The 17,891-nt window shown below is 40.9% G+C and carries 17 protein-coding genes; 6 read left to right on the top strand and 11 right to left on the bottom strand.

Going from position 1 to position 17,891, the window contains the following annotated elements:
• Positions 1 to 39 precede the first annotated feature (39 nt).
• Positions 40 to 690, top strand: coding sequence for a hypothetical protein (locus tag HHA43_RS03405; protein WP_168460673.1), 651 nt, complete (start codon positions 40 to 42; stop codon positions 688 to 690).
• Positions 691 to 713: 23 nt separating this feature from the next.
• Here HHA43_RS03405 and HHA43_RS03400 read toward each other — a convergent pair whose 3' ends face one another.
• From HHA43_RS03400 to HHA43_RS03370, 7 genes are all read right to left on the bottom strand, one after another.
• Positions 714 to 1,622, bottom strand: a complete 909-nt coding sequence (locus tag HHA43_RS03400; protein WP_168460672.1) for an AEC family transporter — start codon at positions 1,620 to 1,622, stop codon at positions 714 to 716.
• A 124-nt stretch (positions 1,623 to 1,746) separates the two neighbouring features.
• Complete coding sequence (rodA, locus tag HHA43_RS03395) at positions 1,747 to 2,883, bottom strand: rod shape-determining protein RodA (RefSeq protein WP_168460671.1); 1,137 nt, start codon at positions 2,881 to 2,883, stop codon at positions 1,747 to 1,749.
• A 107-nt stretch (positions 2,884 to 2,990) separates the two neighbouring features.
• Positions 2,991 to 3,722 (bottom strand): 2-C-methyl-D-erythritol 4-phosphate cytidylyltransferase, encoded by a 732-nt coding sequence (gene ispD / locus HHA43_RS03390; RefSeq protein WP_168460670.1) that lies wholly within the window; start codon positions 3,720 to 3,722, stop codon positions 2,991 to 2,993.
• Positions 3,682 to 4,077, bottom strand: coding sequence for a septum formation initiator family protein (locus HHA43_RS03385; RefSeq protein WP_168460668.1), 396 nt, complete (start codon positions 4,075 to 4,077; stop codon positions 3,682 to 3,684). The genes ispD and HHA43_RS03385 overlap by 41 nt, the downstream gene beginning before the upstream one ends.
• 12 nt (positions 4,078 to 4,089) lie before the next feature.
• A complete protein-coding gene (gene eno / locus HHA43_RS03380) occupies positions 4,090 to 5,379 on the bottom strand; it encodes a phosphopyruvate hydratase (protein ID WP_168417394.1) in 1,290 nt (429 codons plus the stop codon).
• 76 nt (positions 5,380 to 5,455) lie between these two features.
• Entirely contained in the window at positions 5,456 to 6,313 is an 858-nt protein-coding gene (gene kdsA, locus HHA43_RS03375; RefSeq protein ID WP_168417395.1) for a 3-deoxy-8-phosphooctulonate synthase, read from the bottom strand.
• Between the two features lie 31 nt (positions 6,314 to 6,344).
• Positions 6,345 to 7,985, bottom strand: a complete 1,641-nt coding sequence (locus HHA43_RS03370; protein ID WP_168460667.1) for a CTP synthase — start codon at positions 7,983 to 7,985, stop codon at positions 6,345 to 6,347.
• Between the two features lie 226 nt (positions 7,986 to 8,211).
• On the opposite strand from HHA43_RS03370, the gene HHA43_RS03365 reads away from it, so the two are divergent.
• Positions 8,212 to 8,625, top strand: a complete 414-nt coding sequence (locus HHA43_RS03365) for an internalin (RefSeq protein WP_168460665.1) — start codon at positions 8,212 to 8,214, stop codon at positions 8,623 to 8,625.
• Positions 8,626 to 8,763: 138 nt separating this feature from the next.
• Here the strand turns inward: HHA43_RS03365 and HHA43_RS03360 are convergent, their stop codons facing one another.
• From HHA43_RS03360 to HHA43_RS03350, 3 genes are all read right to left on the bottom strand, one after another.
• The gene (locus HHA43_RS03360) at positions 8,764 to 9,879 is read right to left on the bottom strand and encodes a YheT family hydrolase (RefSeq protein WP_168460664.1); all 1,116 of its coding nucleotides are present in this window, start codon (positions 9,877 to 9,879) and stop codon (positions 8,764 to 8,766) included.
• Positions 9,880 to 9,969: 90 nt separating this feature from the next.
• A complete protein-coding gene (locus HHA43_RS03355; RefSeq protein ID WP_168460663.1) occupies positions 9,970 to 10,383 on the bottom strand; it encodes a nuclear transport factor 2 family protein in 414 nt (137 codons plus the stop codon).
• A gap of 124 nt (positions 10,384 to 10,507) precedes the next feature.
• Positions 10,508 to 12,532 carry an NADPH-dependent 2,4-dienoyl-CoA reductase gene (locus HHA43_RS03350; RefSeq protein WP_168460662.1) on the bottom strand — a complete coding sequence of 675 codons (2,025 nt, stop codon included), beginning with the start codon at positions 12,530 to 12,532 and terminating at the stop codon, positions 10,508 to 10,510.
• A 133-nt stretch (positions 12,533 to 12,665) separates the two neighbouring features.
• Between HHA43_RS03350 and HHA43_RS03345 the strand changes: the two genes are divergently transcribed.
• Both HHA43_RS03345 and HHA43_RS03340 read left to right on the top strand, forming a co-directional pair.
• Entirely contained in the window at positions 12,666 to 13,217 is a 552-nt protein-coding gene (locus HHA43_RS03345; RefSeq protein ID WP_168417401.1) for a PadR family transcriptional regulator, read from the top strand.
• A gap of 128 nt (positions 13,218 to 13,345) precedes the next feature.
• Positions 13,346 to 14,254 carry an alpha/beta fold hydrolase gene (locus HHA43_RS03340; protein ID WP_168460661.1) on the top strand — a complete coding sequence of 303 codons (909 nt, stop codon included), beginning with the start codon at positions 13,346 to 13,348 and terminating at the stop codon, positions 14,252 to 14,254.
• Between the two features lie 62 nt (positions 14,255 to 14,316).
• Here the strand turns inward: HHA43_RS03340 and HHA43_RS03335 are convergent, their stop codons facing one another.
• Positions 14,317 to 15,558, bottom strand: coding sequence for an acyl-CoA dehydrogenase (locus tag HHA43_RS03335; RefSeq protein WP_168460660.1), 1,242 nt, complete (start codon positions 15,556 to 15,558; stop codon positions 14,317 to 14,319).
• Between the two features lie 271 nt (positions 15,559 to 15,829).
• Here HHA43_RS03335 and HHA43_RS03330 point away from each other — a divergent pair, with 271 nt between their 5' ends.
• Positions 15,830 to 16,531, top strand: coding sequence for an SIR2 family NAD-dependent protein deacylase (locus tag HHA43_RS03330; protein ID WP_168460659.1), 702 nt, complete (start codon positions 15,830 to 15,832; stop codon positions 16,529 to 16,531).
• Positions 16,532 to 16,688: 157 nt separating this feature from the next.
• Positions 16,689 to 17,771, top strand: a complete 1,083-nt coding sequence (gene trmA / locus HHA43_RS03325) for a tRNA (uridine(54)-C5)-methyltransferase TrmA (RefSeq protein WP_168460658.1) — start codon at positions 16,689 to 16,691, stop codon at positions 17,769 to 17,771.
• Positions 17,772 to 17,891 lie beyond the last annotated feature (120 nt).

The following is a 17,891-nucleotide window of genomic DNA, read 5'->3' as shown; positions in this document are numbered from 1 at the left end:
TAGTTAGACTAGCGCAACATAGTGAAAGTATAAGCGATCATGCTGTTGAAATCTGAAATTTATCTTATCAAAAACTTAGGCACACTGCTGCTATTTGGCTGTTTATATTCATCTTTCTCTTATGCTCAAGGGATTGATTGTTCTACTGCTGCCCAAACAAAGCTCAGCAAAGTGTGCAATGATGATTTTTCAGAATTACGTGAAAAATTAAATGATCAACATTTAACTGCATATTTGATGAGTGATGCGCCAATTCGCCTTATAGAAGACACTCAACAGTTGTGGATGCAACGCCTACAGCAATGTAAAAGTTTAAATTGTTATACCCAACAATTTGATGTACGTATCGATCAACTGAATTTTTTTACCTCTATGAATCAGAGCATGACCCAGCATTATTTAAAATATGAAAATGGTAAATTTGCTGCACAGCCTGTGCATTTACAGATTCATCAACTCAGTAAAAATAGCATTAAAATTGAAGGACTTGCTTATCGCAATCCGAACAATCGACTCGAATCGCAAAGTATTGCTTTTTTAGCCTACACCACACCTGAACAAAAAACAGAAATTACTGACAATGAACATGATTGCAGCTATCAATTTGACTATTCTAAAGCGATATTAAAAATACACACTCGCCAAAAAGGCTGTGAGCGCTTTGCAGGAATATACCGTTTATATGATTAAGTCTGTTTAAGCCTTTTCTATATTCAGATTAACCACCACAACACGAATGGTAAGCTTAAAGCTGCACACACTGTTTGTAGGCTAATGACCGTTGCCATCATCCGACTATCCCCACCCAAAACCTGTGTTAGAACATAAGCCGCAGATGCTGTCGGTAAAGCAAAAAACAAGACCAGTATTTGTGTTTCTAAAACAGGGAGTTTTAAGCCCCAACAAACAAGCCATGCCAAAGCAGGCATAAAGAGCAAACGACCAACGACATTTAACCCCAAAGGCATTAAGTCTCTCTGCAAACCATTAAACTGTAATGCTGCACCCACACACATCAGTCCCAACGGTAAACTGCATAAAGCAATTTGTCGAATAAAATGCTCTGCACCAACCCACAAACTCAGTCCTGATATATTAAATAAACCACCAACTATACAGCCTAAAATCAGTGGGTTTTTCATCAATGCATATAAAATTTGCTGTGGCTGTAAAGTCTTGGTATCACTCAAAGCAAGTACCGACAATACATTGACCAATGGAATGCAAAACACCAGAATAATTGCAAACAGTGCCATGCCCTGCGCTTGAAACAATGCTGCGACTAATGCTAAACCAATATAGGTATTGAAGCGCACCATGCTTTGCATATACACCCCAAAGCGTGCCGCAGGTGTCTTAAAATAATGCCGTAAAGCGTACAACAGAGAACTTGCCAATGTGACCACGATACCCACCACAAACATAATTTGTGCGATTGATTTCGCTTCAATGTGTGCTGTGGCAAGGTTTAAAAACAGCATGCTTGGAAATAAAATATAATAATTTAATTTCTCAGCACCTTTCCAGAATGGTTCATCCAGTACGTGAATACGCTTCAATGCATAGCCCAATGCAATTAAAGCAATTAAGGGGAACAGTGCAATAAAAATTAACTGGGTCATGATGTACTCGGTGTGCCACTGATCTGCTTAAATTTTATAGAGAACGTCTGTTAAGCTTCGGCTATTTCAGTAGTTTATAAGATGATGAAGAACTATATCCACTCCACCTTAATTTAGTTCAATATCAACGATGGGTATGAATTGACATCACAATGCCCATACTGGCAAGCATGGAAATCACAGCTGTACCACCATAGCTCATCAGCGGCAATGGGTCACCCGTAACAGGTAAAATACCACTCACCATCCCCGAGTTTAAAAATACAAAGAAAAAGAAAGTCAACCCAACTGTACCTGCATACAAACGGCCAAAGTTATGGAAACAGTTCATCCCTATCATTAAGCAGCGTAAAATAATGGCAGCAAACAAACTGAACAGTAAAAATACACCTATAAATCCAAATTCTTCGGCATAGGTCGACATAATAAAGTCAGTATGATGTTCAGGTAAGTAACCTAAGTGTGACTGGGTTCCTTCCAAATAGCCCTTGCCTGTAAAACCACCTGAGCCAATTGCAATTTTTGACTGAATAATATTCCAGCCTGCACCCAAGGCATCAGATTCAGGATCAAACAAGGTCAAGACTCTTTTCTTTTGGTATTCCTGTAAAAAGAACATCCAAAGCAAAGGTGCAGCAACAGCCAAAGCCCCAATTGCGCCTAGAATCAAACGCCACGACATTCCACTTAAAAATAAAGCAAATACACCTGGAATAATCAGGCCAATATTTAAATCAGGTTGTAAAGCAACAAGGACAAAAGGAATCATCATCAACACCAAGGCGACAATGATATGAATAAATTTAGGCGGAAAAGCACGACGAGAAAAATACCACGCCATCATTAAAGGCATAGCAAATTTCATAAACTCACTGGGCTGCATGCTGCCAATTCCGGGCAAGCTAATCCAGCGTTTTGCGCCCATACGGGTTTCACCAATGAGCAGAACAAGCCCCAGCATGACCACAGCAAACATATAAAAATACGGACTAGCCGCCTGATACACTTTCGGTGGAATTTGCGCAAGAATGATCATAGCCACAAAACCAATCCCAAAACTAGTGGCTTGGCGTAAAACCATCCCCATGTCTTGTGCTGTGGCACTATACACCACCATTAAACCTAGAATCGCATTTAGAATTAAAAAGCATAGCAGCCACGGATCTAAATGTAGTTTAGTCCAACGTGAGGAATCATTTTTAATGCTTCTACCATCACGTAATGAGTGACGTAAAAAACGATACTGCTGCGATGGATTCATACGGCTCAAAGGTTTTAAATAGACAGAACGGACAATTATAGAAGCAAAGCTGCACAGAGTGAATCATTAAACTATAATCGCTGAAATTTCCACTTTATCTTGTGGTTTTACAGGGCTTGTTGTTGTGCAGATAAAATTAAACGTGCAAGTTCCAAGTCATCAGGATAGGTGATTTTAATATTATCAGAACGCCCCTGTACGACATTGACTGCATACCCCATAGCTTCTAAAGCACTGGCTTCATCCGTAATAGTATGTTGTTGCTCCAAAGCAGATTCGATTGCACTTTTAAGCACACTTAGTTTTGCAATTTGAGGAGTTTGCGCCTGCCAAAGATAGTCGCGGCTGACTGTTTTTTCAATTTGAGGTGCATATGCAACGCGCTTTAAGGTATCTCGCACAGGAATAGCTAAAATTGCACTTTGATCTGTGTCTTGTGCAGTCTGATATAGCTGTTCTAGACAAACAGTCGTGACACAAGGTCGTGCTGCATCATGCACCAAGACCCAATCATCTGCATGTGCAATTTCAGCCAAATAACGTAATGCATTCAACACAGAGTCTACTCGCTCGGCGCCACCTAAGCAAAAATGTGCTTTTTCTCTTTGGGCCAAGTTTAGGTTTTGTGCTACATCATCTGCTTGACCTATAGCCAAAACATAGCCCGCCAACGGTAAATGATTTAAACGTGCAATACTATGTTCTAAGACAGTTTGATCTTGTATGGTTTGATATTGTTTTAATTCAGTTTTAGAAAAACGGCTACCTGAACCCGCTGCGGGAATAATCGCCCAAAGTTTAGGGTGTTGTGGCGGTTGCTGCGGGTTGTTGTGATTCATTGGTACGTAAATCTACAGTTGAATTGGGTTGAATATAAATGGGTTTATATTGTGTGCTAATGGTGCTCATTTGCACAAATGTTTCATGTGGCTTAATCAAGCCTAAATCTAAACGGGCATGCTCTTCTATGGCTTCTACCCCATTTTTTAAGTCATAGACTTCTGCTGCAAGTACACGATTGCGTTCTTTGAGATCTTGATTTAATTCTGTTTGTTGTTGGATTTTTTCTGTCAGTGCAGCATGGTCCTGGTAACCACCCTCACCAAACCAATATAAATATTGAAACCCTGCGATCAAAAAGATCGCAAGGCCCAACAATGCTTTACTCGCTTTGGAGTCAAATACATTTAACATGCACAATGTCGCTTAGTTCAAACCTTTGAATTCAGCTTTACCGCGATATGCAGCTTTGGTCAATTCTTCAATACGAAGTAATTGGTTGTATTTTGCTACACGGTCAGAACGGCATAATGAACCTGTTTTGATTTGACCCGCTGCAGTACCCACTGCAAGATCTGCAATTGTAGAGTCTTCAGTTTCGCCTGAACGGTGTGAAATAACAGTGGTATAACCATTTGCTTTAGCAAGATAAATAGCATCAAGCGTTTCAGTTAAAGTACCGATTTGATTGTATTTAATCAGAATAGAGTTAGCAACTTTCTCATTAATACCACGTTGTAAGATTTTTGGATTGGTCACAAATAGGTCGTCACCTACCAATTGAATCTTGTCACCCAAAATAGACGTCAAGTAAGACCAACCTTCCCAATCAGATTCATCCAAACCATCTTCAATTGAGATAATTGGATATTGGTTGACCAAACCTGCTAAATAGTCAGAAAATTCATTGCTTGAGAATGCTTTATTGCCTTCACCTGCAAGAATATATTGACCATTTTTGTAGAATTCTGAAGATGCACAGTCAAGCGCAAGCATCATATCAGAACCAGCTTTGTAACCCGTTTTCTCAATTGCTTCAAGAATAACAGTAATTGCTTCTTCGTTTGAACGTAAGTTCGGCGCGAAACCACCTTCATCACCTACTGCAGTATTCAAACCTTGTTTTTTCAATACAGATTTCAACGAATGGAATACTTCTGCACCTGCACGTAATGCTTCAGAGAATGAAGTGAAGCCTACTGGCTCAATCATAAACTCTTGGATATCTACGTTGTTGTCTGCATGAGAACCACCATTTAAGATGTTCATCATTGGTACAGGCATAGTCAAAATTGTTTGACCACGTAAATCTGCGATGTATTGGAAAAGAGGAATTTTCTTTTCGTCTGCAGCAGCACGTGCAGCAGCCAAAGATACTGCTAGTGTAGCGTTTGCACCTAGTTTTTCTTTGTTTTCAGTACCATCAAGCGCGATCATGGTGTTGTCGATGTCTTTTTGTTCAAACACAGACTTACCTACTAACGCATCACGGATTAGCGTGTTCACGTTGTTGACTGCAGTTTTAACACCTTTACCCAAGTAACGTGCTTGATCGCCATCACGAAGTTCTAGAGCTTCACGAGAACCAGTTGAAGCACCTGATGGTGCACATGCACGGCCAACTACGCCAGATGCTAAGATTACGTCTGCTTCGATGGTTGGGTTACCACGAGAGTCCAAAATTTCACGTGCACGAATGTCAACGATTTGGCTCATGAACAATTCCTCAGTTGATTAATAACAAGATGCTTTTGATCGCATCAATGAGTCTATAATTTAATATACGTCTAACTTAGTGTGTATCTAGCTTTTTGAAACCTTTAACCAAGGTATCCAATTCTTTGAGCTGTGCCAAGAACGGCTCAAGCTGTGAGAGACGCAAGGCACAAGGTCCATCACATTTTGCCTGCTCAGGATCAGGATGCGCTTCTAGGAATAAACCAGCCAAGCCTGTTGCCATGCCTGCACGTGCCAAAGTGGTAATTTGTGCACGGCGACCACCTGCTGAATCTGCGCGACCACCAGGGGTTTGCAAGGCATGGGTTACATCAAAGAACACAGGAACATTCATTTCTTTCATGATGTCAAAGCCAAGCATATCTACAACCAAGTTGTTGTAACCAAATGCTGAGCCACGCTCACAAAGAATGAGTTTGTCATTCCCTGCTTCCAAACACTTATGCAAAATATGACGCATTTCGTGTGGCGCAAGGAATTGTGCTTTTTTAATGTTGATAATGGCTTGAGTTTTCGCCATCGCTTCAACCAAATCGGTCTGGCGACTTAAAAATGCAGGAAGTTGAATAATGTCAGCTACTTCTGCCACAGGTGCAGCCTGATATGGCTCATGCACATCGGTGATAATTGGCACATTAAAATGCTTTTTAATGTCAGCCAGCCATTCAATGCCTTTTTCCAAGCCTGGGCCACGAAACGAGTTCAGGCTTGAGCGGTTGGCTTTATCAAAACTGGCTTTGAACACATACGGGATATCTAAGCGTTTGCAAATATCCACATAGGTTTCAGCAATTTCAAAAGCAAGGTCTTTGGACTCAAGGACATTCATGCCGCCAAACAATACAAATGGCAAATGGTTCGCCATTTGTATATCACCTAAACGGACAATTTCCTGTGGTTTTAATAGTGACATTTAAACTTCCTAGTCTATTCCTAAAGCCATCTTATTTGTTTTTTTGATGCTGTTGCTTCGCTGCACCAATAAAGCCTGCAAACAATGGGTGTCCATCACGTGGCGAACTGGTAAATTCCGGGTGGAATTGTACCGCAATAAACCATGGGTGTTGCGGAATTTCCACAGTTTCAACCAAGTGCTGAATTGGTGAATAACCCGAAATTTTTAGACCTGCTTCTTCAAGCACTGGAATATAACGGTTATTCATCTCATAACGGTGGCGGTGACGCTCAACAATTTCATTAGAACCGTACACTTGTGCAGTCTTTGTGCCTTCTACCAATTCAGATTTTTGTGCACCTAAACGCATTGTGCCGCCTAAATCAGAATCAACAGAACGCTGTTGTACTTCGCCGCGCTCATCTAACCATTCAGTAATCAAACCAATGAGTGGTGACTTGGTTGAACGGTTAAATTCTGTTGAGCTTGCATCGGTAATACCGGCCACGTTACGTGCATATTCAATCACAGCCAACTGCATACCTAAACAGATACCCAAGAAAGGTACACCGTTTTCACGTGCATACTGGATTGCCTGCATTTTACCTTCAGTACCACGCTCACCAAAGCCGCCTGGTACTAAAATCGCATCTGCATCTTTCAGTACAGTGCGTACATCTTGGCTTTCTAGTTCTTCAGCATTAACGTAGTCAATTTCAACTTTGACACGGTTTTGAATACCCGCATGCAGCAATGCTTCGTTTACAGATTTGTAAGCATCTGGCAGTTCAACATATTTACCCACCATCGCCACACGAACGCTGTACTCTGGGTTCAATAATGCTTCAACTACGTTGTCCCAATCAGATAAATCTGCTTCAGGAAGATCATTGAAACCAAAACGCTCACAAATTAAATCATCAACGTCTTGCTCATAGAAAGTACGTGGAATTTGATAAATGGTTTTGGCATCTTTACACACCACCACCGCACGTGCTTCCACATTCGTAAACAGTGCAATTTTACGGGTCGTGTCAGCATCGACATCATGTTCTGTACGACAGATCAGAATGTCTGGTTGAATACCAATAGACAATAATTCTTTAACAGAGTGCTGAGTTGGCTTGGTTTTCAACTCTGCAGCAGATTTGATATATGGCAATAATGTCAAGTGCATTAGCATAGTGCGCTTATGACCTAATTCTACCATAAGTTGACGTACAGATTCCATGAATGGGAGAGATTCAATGTCACCTACTGTACCGCCAATTTCTACGATTGCGACATCGTAGCCTTCGCCTGCGCGAAGTACACGTTCTTTAATGTTGTCGGTAATATGCGGAATTACCTGAACTGTGCCGCCCAAGTAATCACCACGACGTTCTTTGTTTAAAACGTCTTGGTAAACACGACCTGAAGTAAAGTTATTTAACTTGGTCATTTTCGCACGACGCAAGAAACGTTCGTAATAACCCAAATCTAAGTCAGTTTCAGCACCATCCTCTGTGACAAAAACTTCACCATGTTGGAAAGGACTCATTGTCCCTGGATCGACATTAATGTATGGATCCATTTTGACCATGGTTACTTTCAAACCACGGGCTTCTAAAAGTGCAGCAACTGAAGCAGCTGAAATACCTTTACCTAGTGATGAAACTACACCACCAGTCACGAAAATAAAATGGGTCATTGGGTTTCTCGTACAATCGAGCCTAAATAGGCCTACAATGTTGCGCAATTTTACTTTACTCTGCACCAATAAAGCAAAGTCATTCCGCATCAATTCATAGAACAATAAACAATTGGTTATTCTATCAGCATTTCCAATAAAAAATTAGAACTTCTTGAGAGGATTTTCATCTGTCATTTTATTGCTATAATACGCTCGTCTATCCGATCTTTTATTTTGTGCGATTATGAATAAGAAACTTTTAATCTGTGGTGCAATTGCAACGGCGTTGTTGGTAACTGCATGTGTTAAAAAAGAACAGCCAAAGCAAGATGAGCAAGAGCAAGTTGAAGTTCAAACTGAACAAACCACTGAAACTGCTCAATTTGAACCACTAGAACCTGTAGAAAGCATTGAAGATGCTGAACCAGAAATGCCTGCACATGTAGAAGTAGAACGTACTGAAACAGCGAATACTACGACTGAAATTCGCCGTGAAACACCTGCACAACCTGCTGCCGCACCTGCTCCAAGAGCTGAAGCACCTGTTGCAGAAGACAAGCCAACTCAGGCACGTCCAAGCAATACATCTGGCACACAATCTGAAGATGATGCAGTTGCCGCTGCCATTGCTGCTGCAACCCCAGCACTTGAGAACTAAGACATATTCAAGTTTGAAAGTGTAGACTACAAATCAAGTCCATTTAAATTTTGAACTAAGTCCAATGTTAAAAACCCAGTACATCTTGTTGATGGCTGGGTTTTTTAATGGGTTGAATTACTGCGCTATATCAGATGATCAATGAATTGGGTTAGGTCGTGGCAATTCTGACTGTACTTTAAAATAATTAGCAATCAGACGTGACGCCCATGATTTGGTAAACCCAATACCTTCATAAAAACCACAATGGCTACCTTTACGGGTAGTCACCACCATAATATTTGGCATGTTTTGAATGGTTTCTTTATAAGGATCAAAGTTCTTAATATGACATACAGGATCATCTTCCGCATTTAAAACCATGAGTGGAATTTTGACATTCTCAAACACATAAATTGGATTAATTGCCTGCGTATAGCTGTCGTAATCTTCAAATCCTGCCAATTCAAAATAGGCTTTTTCAAACTCCGCCAAAGTGGTTGCACTTAAAACTTGCGACAAAGATTTCACATTTTGCCAAATGTGCTGATGCGGCTGAATAAAAAATTTGAGCAGCTTTTTGGTCATCACCTTACTGTAAAAAGGATGCACATGCTGAAAGCCTGACTCCGTGTTATATCCTGGGCAGAGTGCAAATGCCGCCTTAAACGGGGCTTGCTCCCCTTCTTCACCCAAGTAACGTACCAGCAAACCGGTGCCTGCCGATGAACCAACAGCATATAATTCTGATTGTGGAAATTGCTGCTGAATAAATTCGATTTGTTCACGCAAATCATGGGTTGAACCAAATAGATTAATTTGCGGTACAGGCATCGGTAAATTGCCATGCCCACGGCGTAGACATAAAGCAATCCGCCATTGGGTTTGTTGGTGTAAATCTCGCACCAATTCACGCATACTTTCTAAAGACCCAGTAATAGTATGCATCAACACAATTGTAGGTGTATCTACAGGCAGGTCATAACCGACCCAAGCCACTGCGGTGACACCACCATCCTGCATAGTTAGTTGATCGACCCGATCATACTGCTGGCGAATGGTTTTCTTTTTAATTAAATCAAAATATAAAAGATGCGCATGTGTGTTAGATAACCACGGCGTCGGACGGTATTTTTCTTTCAGTTGTGGCAATTTATCTAGCACCCGACGGATTTCTCCATGCGGGTGATAATACAAGGTAGGTAAGTCTGCGCCTGTAACTTGATCTAATACAGCTTGTGTAATTTGCGCTATTTTTTGTAATGTAGACATCATTTTACTCCCAAGCAATACATGTATTTTTAAGCATGTCCACCCGAAAACCGATTTCTAAAACAAACCACACTGCCATACACACGCATTATTTTACTTTTCGGCTGGCATAAAGGCCGCCATACGCTGTCCCATTTGTACAGCTAAAGCCTCTAAACCACTTTTCGGGCGAATCATTACTTCAAAATCCACAATTTGTCCTTGTGTATTAAACTGGATCATATCAATCCCTTTTAACTTCTTATCTCCCACATTGGCAGAAAATTCAAGTACAACATTGCAACCATCTTGTGAATAAAATTCACGGTGATAAGTAAAGTTTTCAAAGACCTGTATTACATTGGTCAAAATAAAAAATACAACTTGTTTGCCCGCATAAGGTTGATAGGCAACAGGAGAACGAAATACCACTTCATCTGCCAGTAGCTCACTTAAAATAGACATATCACGGTTTTGCAGCATTTCATGCCAACGCTGCACGGCTTGTTGTGTTGTTTCCAGACTCATTATGATTTCCTTATAAATTTGAATATTTCAATCTATAAAATAAAAATTTTGTTCCGAAGGAGCTGACGCTTTATACTGCCCCACTCCTAAAAAGAACCAAGCAAATATAAAGCGCTAAAATTGTCTAGATTGTTGCGGCCAATTCAGCACCCTGACGAATCGCACGTTTAGCATCCAACTCGCCTGCTTCTTTGGCGCCACCAATTAAATGCACGTTTTTACCTGCTGCTTGTAATTGCTCGTACATCGCAGTGTAAGACTCCTGCCCTGCACAAATCACCACATGATCTACTTCTAGCACAGTACTTTGACCATTCACGGTAACGTGTAAGCCCTGATCATCAATTAGGTCATAGCTTGCACCTGCAATCATATTCACGTTACGGTTTTTTAAACCTGTACGATGAATCCAGCCTGTGGTTTTGCCCAAGCCTGCACCCACTGACGATGCTTTACGTTGCAGCAAATAAATTTGACGCGGTGAAGCTTCTACATTAGCTTTTTTAAGTCCACCAACCTGCGCATAATTGGTATCAATCCCCCATTCATCATAGAATTTTTCAGGGTTTAAACTGCCACTTTCACCTTCATGGCTTAAATATTCCGCAGTATCAAAACCAATACCACCTGCACCAATAATTGCGACTCGTTGCCCTACAGGTTTACGCTCTTTCAGCACCTCAATATATGACAATACTTTAGGATGATCGATGCCTGGAATATCAAGCTGGCGTGGTGTTACCCCAGTTGCTACTACAATTTCATCAAATGAAGAATTTTCTAGTTGCTCAAAAGTCGCAGGATGATTCAGTTGCAATTTAATATTCGGTTGCAACTCGATTTGACGCTTGAAATAGCGCAAAGTTTCATAAAACTCTTCTTTGCCCGGAATGGTTTTGGCAATATTGAATTGTCCACCAATTTGGTTAGATGCTTCAAAAATGGTGACCTGATGACCTCGTTCTGCAGCATAGGTCGCAAAGCTTAAACCCGCAGGCCCAGCGCCAATCACCGCAATATTTTTAGTTTGAGTCGCTTCTTTAAAAATCAGTTCTGTTTCATGGCAAGCACGTGGATTAACCAAACATGAAGCAATTTTCATAGAGAAAATATGGTCTAAACAGGCTTGGTTACATCCAATACAAGTATTAATTTCATCACTACGTCCTTGCTCTGCTTTTTGTACAAAGAACGCATCGGCTAGCATTGGACGTGCCATAGACACCATATCGGCATGTCCTGCTGCCAATACGTATTCTGCCATTTCTGGGGTATTAATACGGTTTGAGGTAATTAAAGGTACTTTAACCAAGCCTTTTAATTTTTCTGTGACCCATGTAAAGGCTGCACGCGGTACTTTTGTGGCAATGGTTGGAATACGTGCTTCATGCCAGCCGATTCCTGTATTGATAATAGTCGCACCAGCCTCTTCAATCGCTTGTGCCAATTGCACCACTTCTTCAAAGCTTGAACCGCCTTCGACCAAGTCCAGCATTGACAAGCGGTAAATAATAATGAAATTTTCACCAACTTCAGCACGGGTACGTTTTACGATTTCAATTGGAAAACGGATGCGGTTTTCATAACTACCGCCCCATTCATCATCACGGTGGTTAGTACGTGCAGCAATAAATTCGTTAATTAAATACCCTTCCGAGCCCATGATTTCGACACCATCATAACCTGCGTATTGTGCCAATTTGGCACAGTTCACAAAGTCTGCAATGGTTTGCTGTACTTCTGCCGAAGTTAAAGCATGTGGTTTACTTGGGTTAATCGGCGCCTGAATTGCAGAAGGTGCAACAATATCAGGCTGATAAGAATAACGCCCTGTATGTAAAATCTGTAAGGCAATTTTGCCGCCTGCATCATGCACAGCCTGTGTCACTACTTTGTGTTTTTCTGCTTCTTGACGGGTGTCGAGTTTATTGCCGCCTGCAAAGGTTAATCCAGCATCATTGGGTGAAATACCGCCTGTAACAATCAGCCCCACTCCACCTTTGGCACGCTCTGCATAAAAAGCTGCCATGCGTTCGTATCCACCCGGTGCTTCTTCAAGCCCCACGTGCATAGACCCCATTAAGACTCGATTTTTTAAAGTGGTAAAGCCTAAATCTAAAGGCGCAAGTAAGTATGGATAGCTAGACATAGAATCTCCCTGCTGGCAAAAATGCTGGCTGTTTTATGCTTAATGCAACTTGTTGCATACTTTTATATTCTAGATTTGATTTTTATGCAACATGTTGCATAATTAAAGCTGAAAAAATAAAGTTGTTCTGTTTATGTCGCTCGCTCACGTTTTATTGACCAGTCTGATTGAAAAACCCAGTAATGGCATTGAATTGGCACGCCGTTTTGACCGCTCTATGGGCTTTTTCTGGAATGCGACTCATCAACAAATTTACCGCGAACTAAATAGCATGCTAAAAAAAGGCTGGATTTCCACCCTTGAAGATGAAGATTCCAGTAGTCGCAGTAAAACCTATCAAGTAGAAGCTTTAGGGCGACAGGAATTGGCAAACTGGATGGTCGAACAAAGTCCGCCTGCACAATTACGTGAAGAACTGATGGTGCGTTTACGTGCCGAAGCTCAACTTGGTGGCAACAGTGTATTGCCTGAACTAGAGCGCCATTTGGTATTACACAAAGCCAAGTTACATACTTATCAACAAATTTTTTCCAAAGATTTTCGCCAAGCACCAGCTAACAACCGCACCCTATATATTCATAAAATGATTTTACAGCTCGGAATAGATCAAGAAATTGGCTGGATTGAATGGTTGGAAAAGGTCATTCCTGAACTTAAAAAATTTGATGCTGATAACTCACATTAAATGCAGATTTTTGGAATGATGAGTAATCCTTTGAATTATTAAATTAAAGCCAATCACCATACAGAAATGATCAGGCTATGCTATAAAGAATAACGCATCTTTAACCACAACCATGCAAGGAAATGCTGATGCCTTTTTACCGCATGCCCGATGGCGAAGCCCTATTTGTACGTGAATTTGGTCAAGGTGAGCCTGTGGTTGTACTTTCAGGTTTGGGCATGCACAGTTGGCAATGGTTGCCGTTTCTATATCAACATAAAAAGCAGTATCGCTTCATTATTCCAGACTGGCGTGGTTTTGGCGGTTCAGATCAATGTGCTGTTCCAGCGTTAGATGCCATTTCTAGTCATTGGCAAGATTTAAACAGCTTGATTCAACAGCAAAACCTACAACAGTTTAAACTGATTGGTTACTCGATGGGCGCAACCACAGCCATGCATGGCATGCAATATGGGCAACTGGGTTCGCGTTTAAACAGCTATTTGCAAATTGACCAAGCACCTAAAATTGAGGTAGATGAAAACTGGCCCTATGGTTTATTTGGTGATAAACATCAGCAATTTAAAGCATTATTAATTCATCTGTCCGAGTTTTTACATCAGCATGCTGAATATACCCATATTCAGCAAATGGATGTATTGCAACGTAAAAACTTGGTGGAACTCTGGCTACAATTTATTGAGCTACAAGCCAGCAATAAAATTAGTCCTTTTTTATTTAAACTGGCGGTTAAGCGCCCTGTTTTGCAACGTTATATTTTACCTACGCAACGCCTAGATTATTTACGTTGGTATATCGACAATTATTTACACCATCAAGAAGATTACCGCGACGCATTGAGTCGGCTCAGTTGCCCAACCCTGTTTTTTACAGGGGCACAATCAACCCTCTATGCGGCTGAGGGGCAACGCCAAGTGATGGAGCGTATGCCAAATGCTAAACAGGTACTATTTCACCAATCGGGGCATACGCCTTTATTAACTGAGCCACTGAAATTCAGTCAGGAAATTGCCCAGTTTTTAAAGCTAAATCCCTAAAATAAAAACCGTGGAAAATGTATTGCGACATTTTCCACCGTAGTTTCGCTCCACAGTACACCTTAATTTGCAAAAGCGGCAATACCTGTTTGCGCACGCCCTAAAATCAAGGCATGCACATCATGCGTTCCTTCATAGGTATTCACCACTTCCAAGTTGACCAAATGCCGTGCTACGCCATATTCATCGCTAATACCATTACCACCTAACATATCACGCGCCATCCGTGCAATCTCCAACGCTTTACCACAGTTGTTACGCTTAATCAGTGATGTTCCTTCAAGTGAAGCAATGCCTTCATCTTTCATACGACCAAAACGCAGTGCAATCTGTAAACCCAGCGCAATTTCAGTTTGCATATCGGCAAGTTTCTTTTGAATTAGTTGATTTGCTGCCAAAGGACGCCCAAACTGGATCCGATCCATTGTGTATTGATGTGCAGTATGCCAACAGAATTCAGCCGCCCCCATAGCACCCCATGCAATACCATAACGTGCACTGTTCAAACAGATGAATGGCCCTTTTAAACCACGTACGTGTGGTAAAAGATTCTCTTCAGGTACAAATACATCATCCATGACAATTTCACCAGTAATTGAGGCACGCAAACCGACTTTGCCATGAATGGTCGGAGTTGAAAGCCCCTGCCAACCTTTTTCCAAAATAAAGCCACGAATATCGCCCACCTGCCCATCTGCAGACACTTCTTTTGCCCACACCACAAATACATTGGCAATTGGGCTGTTGGTAATCCACATTTTTGCACCCTGCAAACGGTAACCCCCTGCAACTTTATGTGCACGGCTATTCATGCTGCCAGGGTCAGAGCCAAAATCGGGTTCAGTCAGACCAAAACAACCAACCCATTCCCCCGATGCCAATTTAGGTAAATATTTTTGCTTTTGTGCTTCACTACCAAATTCATATATCGGCACCATCACCAAAGAACTTTGCACACTTGCCATAGAGCGATAGCCTGAATCGACCCGCTCTATTTCTCGTGAAATTAGGCCGTAACTGACATAACTTAAACCTGCTCCACCATATTGTTCAGGAATGGTGGGGCCTAACAAGCCAAGCTCTCCCATTTCACGAAATATTGTGCGATCTACTGTTTCATGTCTGAACTGATCACGCACACGTGGTAGTAATTTCTCCTGACAATACGCATAGGCACTGTCACGAATCATACGCTCGGTTTCTGTCAGTTGTTGCTCCAATAAAAATGGATCTTTCCAGTCAAAATTTACTTTCTTGTTATGGCTTGTTGGCGTGTGATTAGACGGTGAATTCTGTTGTGACATGGCATCCTCTGCGCATTATTTTGTTCAAACATGGCTCATCCCTATTTTAATCTTGTATTGCGTAAAATGGTCTGAGCAATACGTTATGTTCTAACATTAAAATGCAGTAATGAGAAGAAAAATGAACCAGTATTCACTTATTAAGAAAAATTCAAGTTAATCCCGCTTTAAATATTTAGATACTTAAAACTCGTAAAAAATAAGTGCTGGATTTGTGTTTCTATTTTGAGAACTTATACTCAATTCAAATAGTCCATCATGAGAATAAAACATGCGTAAATTAGTGGTCTTTTCGGGTGCAGGTATGAGTGCTGAAAGCGGGATCAATACTTTTAGAGATAGTGATGGCTTATGGGAAAAACACCGTGTTGAAGATGTAGCTAGTCCAGAGGCGTGGGCTAAAAATCCTGCATTGGTGCAGCGCTTTTACAACGAAAGACGCAAGAACATTCTTGATGCGCAGCCCAATTTAGCACATCAGTTAATTGCTGAACTTGAAGATGATTTTGATGTGCAAGTGATCACACAAAATATTGATGATTTGCATGAACGTGCAGGCAGTTCGGAAGTTTTACATTTGCATGGCAATATCCGCTTGGCTAAAAGTTCTGGACCAAGCGCACAATACACCACCGAATTTTTCCCGATACAAGGTGACTCGCTAGATTTAGAACGTGATATTTGCCCGCAAGGCTACCCTTTACGTCCACACGTAGTTTGGTTTGGTGAAGCTGTTCCTGCGTATGGAGACGCGATTGATCTAGTTCAAGATGCTGATATTTTTATTGTGATTGGCACCAGTCTAGTGGTTTACCCTGTTGCAGGTTTGGTGCATGAAATTCCAAAGAATTGTCAGGCTTATTATATTGACCCTAAAGCTATGCAAGCCAAGCTTCCTGTACAATTTCAGCGTATCGCACTCACAGCAACAGAAGGTATGCAGCAGTTATTTAAACAATTACAGCAAAACTAAAGTAATTACACCATTTGAAATTTAATCTGTGCTAGATGTCAAAAATTTGCTTAGGCTATTTCTGACATCTGATGCATCATTTTTACAATAGTTTTAGGTATCTCATTAAAACTTTGTTACCATCACTTTTTCTCTGTGTTTGTGATGTTTACTGCATATGACCTCATCTTATCAGCAACAGCTTGATGCAAAAGTTGCCCGTATTTCTGCCCAATTTTCCGAATTTGAACCGCCTGCTTTACAAGTATTTGCATCACCTGAACAGCATTACCGTATGCGTGCAGAATTCCGAATTTGGCACACAGAAGATGACCTGTTTTATGCCATGTTTGAACGCAGTGAAGATAAACAAAAAAATGTGATTCGCATTGATGAGTTTCCAATTGCAGATCACAGCATTAACGTCTTGATGCCCAAACTTTTGACTGCAATTAAAGCCAATCCAGCATTATCTACCCGTTTATTTGAGGTGCATTTTTTAGCAACCTTAAGTGGTGAAATGTTGGTGTCATTGCTTTACCACCGTAAACTCGAACAAGATTGGGAACTTGCCGCAAAAGACCTTGCAGCTGAATTAAAAATTAAATTGATTGGCCGTAGTCGTGGGCAAAAATTTGTATTGTCGGATGAATATGTGGTTGAACAGTTACAGGTTTTTGATCGGGCTTATACTTATAAACAAATTGAAAGTAGTTTTACCCAACCCAATGCTCAGGTCTGCCAAAAAATGCTGGAATGGGCATGCACGGTAGCCAAGCATTCAGAACAAGATTTACTGGAACTATACTGTGGTAACGGCAACTTTACCCTGCCATTATCGACTCGTTTTCGTCGTGTATTAGCAACTGAACTGGCAAAATCATCTGTATATGCAGCACAATGGAATATTGAGCAAAACCAGATTGAGAATATTCAGGTGGCACGTTTATCTGCAGAGGAATTTACCCAAGCCTATAATGGCGAACGTGAATTCCGCCGTTTGCAAGAAGCTGAAATTGAAATCTCAAGTTATGATTTTGATACAGTCTTTGTCGATCCACCACGTGCAGGTATAGATGATGCGACTTTAAAATTATTACAACGATTTAAGCGTATTATTTATATTTCATGTAATCCTGACACTTTGCATGACAATTTAAAAACCTTGTGTCAAAGCCATAAAGTGACCCAATTTGCACTGTTTGATCAGTTCCCATATACCCACCATGTTGAATCTGGGGTTTTACTGGAAAAGATTTAAACAATTTGTTGCAATATTCACCCATATTTACAAGATGAGTTTTCTTAGCTTTGTAAATATAACGATGTAAATGAATCAGTTAAAGAATTACAAGCACTTTAACTGTCATAATTTCGTTAA

This window comes from Acinetobacter sp. A2 (assembly GCF_012371325.1).
Taxonomy (GTDB): domain Bacteria; phylum Pseudomonadota; class Gammaproteobacteria; order Pseudomonadales; family Moraxellaceae; genus Acinetobacter.
The sequence above is the reverse complement of the archived record's forward strand: the minus strand, read 5'-3'. Positions and strand labels throughout refer to the sequence as shown.

What these genes read in the sequence shown, in the direction of transcription:
- HHA43_RS03405 (WP_168460673.1), top strand. Translation starts at nt 40, where the DNA reads ATGCTGTTGAAATCTGAAATTTATCTTATCAAAAACTTAGGCACACTG.
- HHA43_RS03400 (WP_168460672.1), bottom strand. Translation starts at nt 1,622, where the DNA reads ATGACCCAGTTAATTTTTATTGCACTGTTCCCCTTAATTGCTTTAATT.
- rodA (WP_168460671.1), bottom strand. Translation starts at nt 2,883, where the DNA reads ATGAATCCATCGCAGCAGTATCGTTTTTTACGTCACTCATTACGTGAT.
- ispD (WP_168460670.1), bottom strand. Translation starts at nt 3,722, where the DNA reads ATGAATCACAACAACCCGCAGCAACCGCCACAACACCCTAAACTTTGG.
- HHA43_RS03385 (WP_168460668.1), bottom strand. Translation starts at nt 4,077, where the DNA reads ATGTTAAATGTATTTGACTCCAAAGCGAGTAAAGCATTGTTGGGCCTT.
- eno (WP_168417394.1), bottom strand. Translation starts at nt 5,379, where the DNA reads ATGAGCCAAATCGTTGACATTCGTGCACGTGAAATTTTGGACTCTCGT.
- kdsA (WP_168417395.1), bottom strand. Translation starts at nt 6,313, where the DNA reads ATGTCACTATTAAAACCACAGGAAATTGTCCGTTTAGGTGATATACAA.
- HHA43_RS03370 (WP_168460667.1), bottom strand. Translation starts at nt 7,985, where the DNA reads ATGACCCATTTTATTTTCGTGACTGGTGGTGTAGTTTCATCACTAGGT.
- HHA43_RS03365 (WP_168460665.1), top strand. Translation starts at nt 8,212, where the DNA reads ATGAATAAGAAACTTTTAATCTGTGGTGCAATTGCAACGGCGTTGTTG.
- HHA43_RS03360 (WP_168460664.1), bottom strand. Translation starts at nt 9,879, where the DNA reads ATGATGTCTACATTACAAAAAATAGCGCAAATTACACAAGCTGTATTA.
- HHA43_RS03355 (WP_168460663.1), bottom strand. Translation starts at nt 10,383, where the DNA reads ATGAGTCTGGAAACAACACAACAAGCCGTGCAGCGTTGGCATGAAATG.
- HHA43_RS03350 (WP_168460662.1), bottom strand. Translation starts at nt 12,532, where the DNA reads ATGTCTAGCTATCCATACTTACTTGCGCCTTTAGATTTAGGCTTTACC.
- HHA43_RS03345 (WP_168417401.1), top strand. Translation starts at nt 12,666, where the DNA reads ATGTCGCTCGCTCACGTTTTATTGACCAGTCTGATTGAAAAACCCAGT.
- HHA43_RS03340 (WP_168460661.1), top strand. Translation starts at nt 13,346, where the DNA reads ATGCCTTTTTACCGCATGCCCGATGGCGAAGCCCTATTTGTACGTGAA.
- HHA43_RS03335 (WP_168460660.1), bottom strand. Translation starts at nt 15,558, where the DNA reads ATGTCACAACAGAATTCACCGTCTAATCACACGCCAACAAGCCATAAC.
- HHA43_RS03330 (WP_168460659.1), top strand. Translation starts at nt 15,830, where the DNA reads ATGCGTAAATTAGTGGTCTTTTCGGGTGCAGGTATGAGTGCTGAAAGC.
- trmA (WP_168460658.1), top strand. Translation starts at nt 16,689, where the DNA reads ATGACCTCATCTTATCAGCAACAGCTTGATGCAAAAGTTGCCCGTATT.